Source organism: Terriglobus sp. YAF25 (assembly GCF_052113305.1).
Lineage (GTDB): Bacteria > Acidobacteriota > Terriglobia > Terriglobales > Acidobacteriaceae > Terriglobus.
This window is the reverse complement of the sequence record NZ_JBFRCY010000215.1, coordinates 1-8,787: the sequence shown is the minus strand read 5'-3', so window position 1 is coordinate 8,787 and position 8,787 is coordinate 1. Positions and strand designations below refer to the sequence as shown.

Here is an 8,787-nt window from a genome sequence, read left to right as displayed (position 1 = left end):
CTGATGGCCTATCCATCGCTGAAGGTTCAGGTCGAAGGCCACACCGACTCCGTCGGCGGCGATGACTACAACCAGAAGCTCAGCGAAAACCGCGCCGGCACCGTCGCCGGCTTCCTGACCACTGAAGGTGTTCCGCAGGACAACGTCACCGCCAAGGGCTTTGGTAAGACTCGCCCTGTGGCGGAGAACACAACCGCCCAGGGCCGCCAACAGAACCGGCGCGTAGAGCTGGTCGTCTCCGGCGCAGCCATCGGCGTGAAGGATTCCGAGAACTCCGGCGCCGGTGTTGCTACCAACACCGGTACCTCCGCCCCCACGCAAACTACTGGAACCTCTACTCCTCCGGCCAACCAGCACTAGGGCGTGCCATCCAATTCCTGTCGTCAGCGTTGCGAGCGAAAATTGGTCCAGGCAAGGCGGAGGCCGAAGGCTGTGGCGGGTCCACAGTCGAGGCCGACAACGAAGTATGGACCAATTTTTCGCCGCAACCCGAAGGGCCGGGGCAGATTTTCCCGATCTCTTTGTCACTCGTCGTTCCAGTAGGCCAGCTACAGTTCTCTCCTCATTCCTCGATCTCAGAAAAATCTGCTCCCGGCGCTGACTGACACGAATTGGATGACACGCCCTGGGCCGTAACTCAAACAACGACACAAGCATAGGCTGCCTTCGGGTGGCCTATGCCGTCTCCGGACGTGCTAGCGTGAAAGTATGCAGCCCGTTCGCGGAAATATTGTCTTCATTACCGGCGCCAGCTCCGGCATCGGCGCAGCCACCGCCCTTACCTTCGCCCAGCAGGGAGCGCGCCTGCTGCTCTGCGCCCGCCGTATCCAGCGTCTGGAAGCCATGCGCGAAGAGCTGCTCTCCGCCGGAGCCGAAGCGATTCATCTCTTTCAGCTCGATGTCAGCGACCGCGCCGCCGTCAACCAGGCAATCGCTGACCTGCCCGACGAGTGGACCGCGATCGACRTCCTGGTCAACAACGCCGGCCTCGCCCGTGGCATGGGAAAGATGTACGAGAATAACCCCGACGACTGGGACGAGATGATCGATACCAACGTGAAGGGCCTTCTCTACGTCACCCGGGCGATCGTCCCCGGCATGGTGGCACGGAAGCGCGGCCACGTCGTCAATATAGGGTCGACCGCTTCCTACAACACCTATGCCAACGGCGGCGTGTACTGCGCCAGCAAGGCGGCCGAAAAGTCGATCTCAGAAGGATTGAAGATTGATCTGCTGGGAACCCCGGTCCGCGTGACCACCATCGATCCTGGCATGGTGGAAACCGAGTTCAGCAAGGTGCGTTTCCATGGGGATGAAGCAACGGCGGCCAAGGTCTACCAGAACATCACGCCGCTCACCGGCGAGGATATCGCCGACGCCATTTTGTGGGCGGTCACTCGGCCGGCACACGTCAACATTCATACCATCGTGCTGACCACCATCGACCAAGGCAACGCCTACTACTTCCACCGTCACACCGGCGCCGCCGCCAGGTAGACGGCTACCGCCTTAGAGGTGAATGGCCCAGCCAAGCTCGGTCAGCTTCTCTTCGATATCGGCCAGAGCTGTCTCCAGAGCGGTTCTGCGGTGGGGACTGGATGTGCGTTGCGACAGAATATGCTCGCGTTGCAGCTCCAGTTCCTTCCGCCGGCGGGCCTTCTCAGCTTCTGCCGCCTTTTCGATCTTCCGGTCCTGCGGTTTAGGTGCTTCGGTCTGTGCCTGCTGATCTTCCACGGATTTACTCTCCCACCCTCGCGCCATATCTCATTCTAGCCCCGTAGCGTGTAACTCGAATTATTTATGGCGTTTGTCCTAGTTCGGATACAGCTCGGATACAGCTCGGATATCCGATATTTAGGCCCCCTGAAACTGCGACCCTTAGCCTCTCCAAAACGTCTAGACATCATCCAGAAATCGGAACCGTGCGCGCTCTACAATGGGAGTGTCCCGGAAAATATATCGAAAAGCTCGTTTAAGGCTGAAGTGTTCCCATGTGGATTGTCCGTCTAGCCCTGCGTCGCCCCTACACCTTCGTGGTGATGTCTGTCTTGATCCTCGTGCTGGGCATCGTCAGCATCGCGACCATGAGCATCGATATCTTTCCCACGATCGATATCCCGGTCGTGACGGTCATCTGGCAGTACAACGGCACCAGTCCAGACGAGATGGAAAAACGCTTCACCACCGTCTCTGAGCGCAGTATGACCACTACCGTCAATGACATCGAACACATCGAGTCGCAATCGGTAAACGGCATCTCCATCATCAAGATCTTCTTCCAGCCGGGAGCGAAGATTGAGTCCGCCGTGGCGCAGATCGCCGCCGGCAGCCAGGCCATCCTCCGCATCATGCCGCCGGGAACCCAGGCTCCGTTCATCCTGCGCTACTCGGCCTCAAATGTTCCCATTCTTCAGCTTGGCCTCTCCTCTGATCGCCTCACGGAAGCCGACCTGAACGATATCGGCCTGAACTTCCTGCGTACGCAGCTTGCCACAGTACAGGGCGCCCACAGGCGACGTCAAAGTGGGCACCACCGACTACATCGTGCGCACCAACGCCAGCCCTCTGATTTTGGATCAGTTGAATGACATCCCCATCCGTCAGGTCAACGGAGCCACGGTGCACATGCGCGATGTGGCCTTTGTCCACAATGGATCGCCCATTCAGCAGAACATCGTTCGGCTTAACGGTAAACGCGCCGCGCTGATCACCGTGCTGAAGTCCACCAACGCCTCCACGCTCGACATCATCAAGCGCGTGAAGGAGACCCTGCCGCGCATCATCGCCAACCTTCCACCGCCTCCGCCGGACGTGATTCCGCTGCTCGATCAGTCCCTCTTTGTACGGGCGGCCCTTGAGGGTGTCGTCAAGGAAGCCGCCATCGCCGCCAGCCTGACCGCGCTGATGATCCTGCTCTTCCTTGGAAGTTGGCGCTCCACCGTCATCGTCGCGATCTCGATCCCTCTCTCGATCCTGGTCTCCATCATCATCCTCAACATGTTCGGCGAGACCCTGAACACCATGACCCTCGGCGGCCTTGGCCTTGCCGTCGGCATCCTGGTCGATGATGCCACCGTCGAGATTGAGAACATCCATCGCAACCTAGGCCTGGGCAAGGAGATCGAGCCCGCCATCCTGGACGGCGCCGCGCAGATTGCTGTGCCCGCCTTCGTCTCCACCCTAGCAATCTGCATCGTCTTCGTTCCCGTAGCCTTCCTCTCCGGCGCGGCCAAGTCGCTGTTCACGCCGCTGGGCATGGCCGTGGTCTTCGCCATGATGGCCTCTTACCTGCTTTCGCGAACGCTGGTTCCGACCATGGTGAAGTTCCTCCTCGCCTCCGAGGTGGATATGTACCAGCAGATGGAAGAGGGCGGCCATCATGAAGCCCCGGCAAACGCAGGCACGATCTGGCGCATTCACTTCCGCTTCAACGCCTCCTTCGAGCGCCTGCGCTCCCGCTACCATGCACTGCTGGACTGGACGCTGACCCACCCGAAGTTCACGCTGGGATCGTTCGCTCTCTTCATCGCCGGAACCCTCTGTCTTATCCCCTTCATCGGGGAAGACTTCTTCCCGCAGGTCGATGCCGGCACCTTCCGCCTGCACGTCCGTGCCGCTCCCGGAACCCGCATTGAAGAGGTGGAGCAGGTCTTCGCCAAGGTAGAAAGCACGATTCGTGAGGTGATTCCTCCCGACGAGCTGAATACCGTGCTCGATGACATCGGTATCCCCAGCGGCGGCTTCAATCTCGCCTTCGGCGACAGCTCGCTGACCGATGTGCAGGACGGCGAGGTCATCGTCTCGATGAAGGAAGACCACCGGCCCACGGCAGAGTACCGGCAGAAGCTTCGTAAGGTACTGCGTGAGCGCTTCCCCGACACCGTCTTCTACTTTCAGGCCTCCGATATCGTCAACCAGATCCTGAACTTCGGTCTTCCTGCCCCGATCGATGTACAGATCAGCGGCCGCCAGACGCTGCCCAACTATGAGATCGCGCAGAAGATGCGCGCCGAGATCGCGAAGATTCCCGGCGCGGTGGATGTCCACGTCCACCAGGTTCTTTATTCTCCTCAGTTGCTGGTCAACGTCGATCGCACGCGTGCGCAGAACCTGGGCATGACTGAAGCGAACGTCGCCAACAGCATGCTCTTCGCCCTCTCCGGTTCCGGCACCGCACAGCCGAATTACTGGCTGAACCCGCAGAATGGCGTGAACTACATCGTCCAGGTACAGGTTCCACAACACCAACTCGATTCAGTCGACACGCTGCAACGCATGCCCATCACCTCCGGCTCCGGCACCGTTGCTCCTCAGCTACTCTCGAACCTTGCGACCTTCCAGCATGGGTCCAGTCCGGCCATCACCAACCACTACAACGTGCAGCCGGTCTTTGACGTATTCGCTACAACAGAGGGCCGCGATCTCGGCGGCGTAGAGAAAGAGATCGACAAGATCATCGAGAAGTACCAGAAGCTCGCGCCGCCGGGAGCCACTATCACCGTCCGGGGGCAGGTTAAGAGCATGCGCGACTCCTTCGTCGGACTCGGCCTGGGCATGTTCTTTGCCGTGCTTCTGGTCTATCTGCTGATGGTTGTCAACTTCCAGAGCTGGCTTGATCCCTTCATCATCCTGATGGCGCTGCCCGGAGCCGCCTGCGGCATTCTCTGGATGCTCTTCGTCACCGGCACCACCTTCAGCGTCCCATCGCTGATGGGCGCTATCATGTGCGTCGGTGTGGCGACCGCCAACTCCATCCTGATGGTGACCTTTGCCAACGATCAACGCCGTGCCGGCATGAACGCTATCCAGGCTGCAAGCTCCGCGGGCTTCACCCGCCTTCGTCCCGTTATGATGACCGCTCTGGCCATGATCATCGGCATGCTGCCCATGTCGCTGGGTATGGGTGAGGGCGGCGAACAGAATGCACCGCTCGGCCGCGCCGTTATCGGCGGTCTGCTGGTGGCCACCTTCACCACCTTGCTGATCGTTCCCATCTTCTATAGCCTGCTGCGCAAGCAGGAGATCAAAGAGCTGCACGCCGAAGAGATTCCCGAGTAAGGAAGACAACAAAGCAGATGAATGCGAATACCCAGACTGAACGCTCCTCCCGCGGCCCCTATATCGCCGTCATAGGACTCTTCCTGCTGCTTGGCATCATAGCCGTCGTTGTTTTCCTTCCCCGGCTGCGCCATAACGAAGCTCTGAAGGTCGAAGCCGACGCTGTCACCGGCCCCCCAGTCGTGGTCGTCACCAAGGTCAAAACCGGCGCCAAAGATACCAAGCTGGAGCTTCCCGGCACCGTACAGGCCTTTGAACAGGCCGCGATCTTCGCTCGGACCAACGGCTATGTCAAAGCCCGCTATGTCGACATCGGCGACCACGTCCGCCAGGGCCAGTTACTCGCCCTGATCGAGGACCCCACCACCGAGCAATCACTGCGCCAGGCACAGGCCAACGTCATGCAACTCAAGGCACAGCTTGCCCTCGCCGAGGCCAACGCCAAGCTCGCGGACGCTAACGATGCCCGCTGGCGCGATCTCTTCGCCCAGGGCGTCGTCAGCAAACTCGATGCCGATACCCGCGGAGCCACCGCCTCCGCCAACCAGGCCACCGTGGAGGCAGCCAAAGCCAGCATCGCCGCCGCAGAAGCGACCGTGCTTAGCCTGCAGCAGCAGCTCAGCTTCTCACGCGTTACCGCGCCGTTCGAGGGCGTTATCCTCTCGCGCAATATAGACAATGGATCCCTGATCACCTCCGGCTCCTCTACTAACACGACACAGATGTTTACCGTCGGCCGCTCCGATACGGTGCGCGTCTTCAGCTCTGTACCGCAGGCTGAGGCCGTCTCCGTCATGAACTCAAAGACGGCAAGTGTCGCCTTCCGCGAGCTGCCGAGCCATCCGTATCCTGGCTCCATCTCACGCACCAGCGCCAGCATCGATCCGACCTCGCGCACCATCCTGGTCGAGATCGACCTGAAGAATGATGGCAAGATTCTGCCGGGTATGTACGCCACCATTCAGTTCGACGCTCCACGCGCCGAGCCACCCACCGTGCTGCCCACCAATGCTCTCTTTGTCCGCACCGCCGGTCCACAGACCTTCGTCGTTGGGGAGGACAATGTCGTTCGCCTGCGCAGCCTTGTTCTGGGACGCGATATGGGGAACGCTGTGGAGATCGTCTCCGGCCTGAAGCCCGGCGAAAACGTTGTCATCAATCCGACCGATATGGTCGTGGATGGGGTTCACGTGAGCACAAAGGTGCTGCAATAGACTTGTAGTGGTGATCGTAGAGATTCAATCGCTGCGCAAGGTATATGACGGCAAGCAAGCCGTCACTGCCGTCGATGGGATTGACCTTTCCGTCCGTCCCGGAGAGATTTATGGCCTGCTCGGCCCCAATGGMGCCGGCAAAACCACCACCATCTCCATCTGCACGACGCGTGCCCTGCCGACCGCAGGCAGCGTCCGCATCGCCGGAATCGATGTGGTGGCCAATCCCTCCGAGGCTCGCCGCTACATCGGTGTGGTGCCGCAGTACAACACGCTCGACCGGGCCTGCACTGTCTTCGAGAATATCTACTTTCATTGCCGCTACTTCGGTGCTTCCTCCTCAGAAGCCAAAGCTCGCACCTCCCAGTTGCTGGAACAGTTCCACCTGAGCGAACGCACCAAAGCTTATCCTCAGCAGCTCTCCGGAGGACTGGCGCAGCGCCTGCAGATCGCCCGTGCCATCGCACACCACCCCAAGGTGCTCTTCCTCGATGAGCCGTCTGCCGGCCTCGATCCGCAATCGCGTATCGCCATGTGGGATATCGTTCGCCGCCTGCACACCGAAGGCATCACGGTTGTGCTCACCACGCACTACATGGAAGAAGCCGATGCGCTCTGCGGACGAGTCGCCATCATCGACCACGGGAAGATCCTCGTGCAGAACACGCCTGCCGCCCTGAAGAGCTCCATCGGCGCAGAGACGATCTATCAGCTCGACCTGCGTGAGGTCGAACAGGCACAGTCGCTCGCTACACAACTTCGTTCGTTCAATGGCGTCGCCAGCGTCGAGACCACGTCCAACGGCATACGTGTGCTTGCCAAAGCCTCCGATGGCCTTCTGCCGGAGATCGTCACCGCCGCCAATCCCTTCGGTCTTCGTGATCTCTCCATCACCGAGCCCACACTCGAGACCGTCTTCATCCGCCTGACGGGCCGCGATTTGAGAGATTAATCATGCCGAGCAATGTTGCCCAATACGTTCACGCCTTTCGCGGGCTCTTCCTCCGCGACCTGCATGTGCTGCGGCGTGAGATGTTTCCCTTCCTCATCCGCATCTGTATGAACCCGATCCTCTTCCTGTTCGTGTTTACCTACATCATGCCGCACATGGCCGGCGGTTCCTCCATGAACCCGACCGCCGGCATGGCTGAGGGGACGGGTGTCAGCTTTTCAACCGTACTGCTCCCAGGCTTGATGGCTGTGGCCATCATGTTCTCCGGCATTGCTGCCGTGGCTCTTCCGCTGGCGCAGGAGTTCGGCGTTACGCGTGAGATTGACGATCGCGTGATGTGCCCGCTGCCGGTCGGCGCGGTTGCCATAGAGAAGATCGTCTTCTCAGCCATGCAGAGCATCATTGCCGCCTGCATCGTCTTCCCGCTGGCCTACTACATCCCCAGCACACCAGTCTCGGCGCACGTTACCAGTTGGCCGCTGCTGATCCTGGTGCTGATCCTCGCCTCGCTCACCGCCGGAGCCCTGGGCCTCACCATTGGCACCACCGTGAAACCGCAGCAGATCGGTCTGATCTTCGGCGTCGTCGTCATGCCCATCACCTTCCTGGGCTGTGTCTACTATCCCTGGGCTGCACTCACTCATATCCACTGGCTGCAGTACGGCGTGCTTTTCAACCCGATCGTCTATATGAGCGAAGGTCTGCGCGCATCGCTTACGCCTGCACTGCCCCACATGCATCCGGCTGCCATCCTGGGCATGCTGTGCTTCTTCCTGGTTCTGCTGACGTGGTTAGGCATTCGCGGCTTCCTTCGCCGCGTCATTGGATAGCGTTGCCCGTACGCCGTTGAGTCCGTCCTTCGGAAAGAAGATCGCGAAGGTTGTCCCTGCTTGTTCACCCTGCCGGCTCTTCACGCGCGCGGTGCCGGAGTGCTTGCGGATAATCTCATCGCTCACCCACAGGCCGAGTCCCGTGCCGGTAGCGTCCTTGGTAGTGTAGAACGGCTCGAAGAGACGACGCTGCGTCTCCTCACTCATCCCCGTTCCGGTATCGCTCACCGTCACGCGCACGCCATCACACCAGCCGCCGCGGAGAGAACGGCCCGTGCCATAGCGGGCACGCACGATCAGTCTGCCGCCACCGACCATCGCATCAATCGCATTCCCTATCAGGTTGGCAAACAACTGACGCAGCTCTCCGCTGAAACCAAAGAGCGCCACCGCGGGATCATACTGGCGCTCCACCGTAATACGCGCGCTGCCAAGCCTGGAGTGATGCAGAGCCAGCACTGAATCCAGCACCTCACCCACCTGCGTCTGCACCGGAAAGGTCGACTGCCGGTAGAAACGCAGCGTCTGTTGCGTGATCTCTGAGACGCGCGCCAGTTCAGCCTGTGCCGTGGACACATACTCGCGCGCCATCGAATCAAGCTCCGGATGCGTCTGCAGCAGGTACAGGAGATTCGTCACAGATTCCAGAGGATTGTTGATCTCGTGTGCGATGCTTGCGGCAAGCCGTCCTGCCGCGGCCAGCTTCTCTGTCTTGCGCAGCGCCTCCTCTGAC

7 protein-coding genes and 1 pseudogene are annotated in these 8,787 nt (G+C 60.3%); 6 read left to right on the top strand and 2 right to left on the bottom strand.

Features of this window, described 5'->3' with window-relative positions:
- Both AB4043_RS10905 and AB4043_RS10900 read left to right on the top strand, forming a co-directional pair.
- Window positions 1-360, top strand: a 360-nt coding sequence (locus AB4043_RS10905) for an OmpA family protein (protein ID WP_442307046.1), incomplete at its 5' end; no start/stop codon positions are given.
- Between the two features lie 348 nt (window positions 361-708).
- Window positions 709-1,497 (top strand): SDR family NAD(P)-dependent oxidoreductase, encoded by a 789-nt coding sequence (locus AB4043_RS10900; RefSeq protein WP_442307045.1) that lies wholly within the window; start codon window positions 709-711, stop codon window positions 1,495-1,497.
- Window positions 1,498-1,509: 12 nt separating this feature from the next.
- Here the strand turns inward: AB4043_RS10900 and AB4043_RS10895 are convergent, their stop codons facing one another.
- Window positions 1,510-1,761: a hypothetical protein gene (locus tag AB4043_RS10895; RefSeq protein ID WP_442300664.1), complete on the bottom strand. Its 252-nt coding sequence runs from the start codon at window positions 1,759-1,761 to the stop codon at window positions 1,510-1,512.
- A gap of 230 nt (window positions 1,762-1,991) precedes the next feature.
- On the opposite strand from AB4043_RS10895, the pseudogene AB4043_RS10890 reads away from it, so the two are divergent.
- From AB4043_RS10890 to AB4043_RS10875, 4 genes and pseudogenes are all read left to right on the top strand, one after another.
- Window positions 1,992-5,058: pseudogene (locus AB4043_RS10890) on the top strand (efflux RND transporter permease subunit).
- Window positions 5,059-5,075: 17 nt separating this feature from the next.
- Window positions 5,076-6,272, top strand: coding sequence for an efflux RND transporter periplasmic adaptor subunit (locus AB4043_RS10885; RefSeq protein WP_442300662.1), 1,197 nt, complete (start codon window positions 5,076-5,078; stop codon window positions 6,270-6,272).
- Window positions 6,273-6,282: 10 nt separating this feature from the next.
- Window positions 6,283-7,224: an ATP-binding cassette domain-containing protein gene (locus tag AB4043_RS10880; RefSeq protein WP_442300935.1), complete on the top strand. Its 942-nt coding sequence runs from the start codon at window positions 6,283-6,285 to the stop codon at window positions 7,222-7,224.
- Window positions 7,225-7,226: 2 nt separating this feature from the next.
- On the top strand, window positions 7,227-8,054 hold the full coding sequence (locus AB4043_RS10875) for an ABC transporter permease (RefSeq protein WP_442300661.1): 828 nt from the start codon (window positions 7,227-7,229) through the stop codon (window positions 8,052-8,054).
- On the opposite strand, the gene AB4043_RS10870 is transcribed toward AB4043_RS10875, so the two are convergent.
- A partial coding sequence (locus tag AB4043_RS10870; RefSeq protein ID WP_442307044.1) for a sensor histidine kinase occupies window positions 8,016-8,787 on the bottom strand: 772 nt, incomplete at its 5' end. The genes AB4043_RS10875 and AB4043_RS10870 overlap by 39 nt on opposite strands.

Excerpts from the sequence above, each read along its gene's own strand:
- AB4043_RS10895 (WP_442300664.1), bottom strand. The coding sequence starts at position 1,761 with ATGGCGCGAGGGTGGGAGAGTAAATCCGTGGAAGATCAGCAGGCACAG.
- AB4043_RS10885 (WP_442300662.1), top strand. The coding sequence starts at position 5,076 with ATGAATGCGAATACCCAGACTGAACGCTCCTCCCGCGGCCCCTATATC.
- AB4043_RS10875 (WP_442300661.1), top strand. The coding sequence starts at position 7,227 with ATGCCGAGCAATGTTGCCCAATACGTTCACGCCTTTCGCGGGCTCTTC.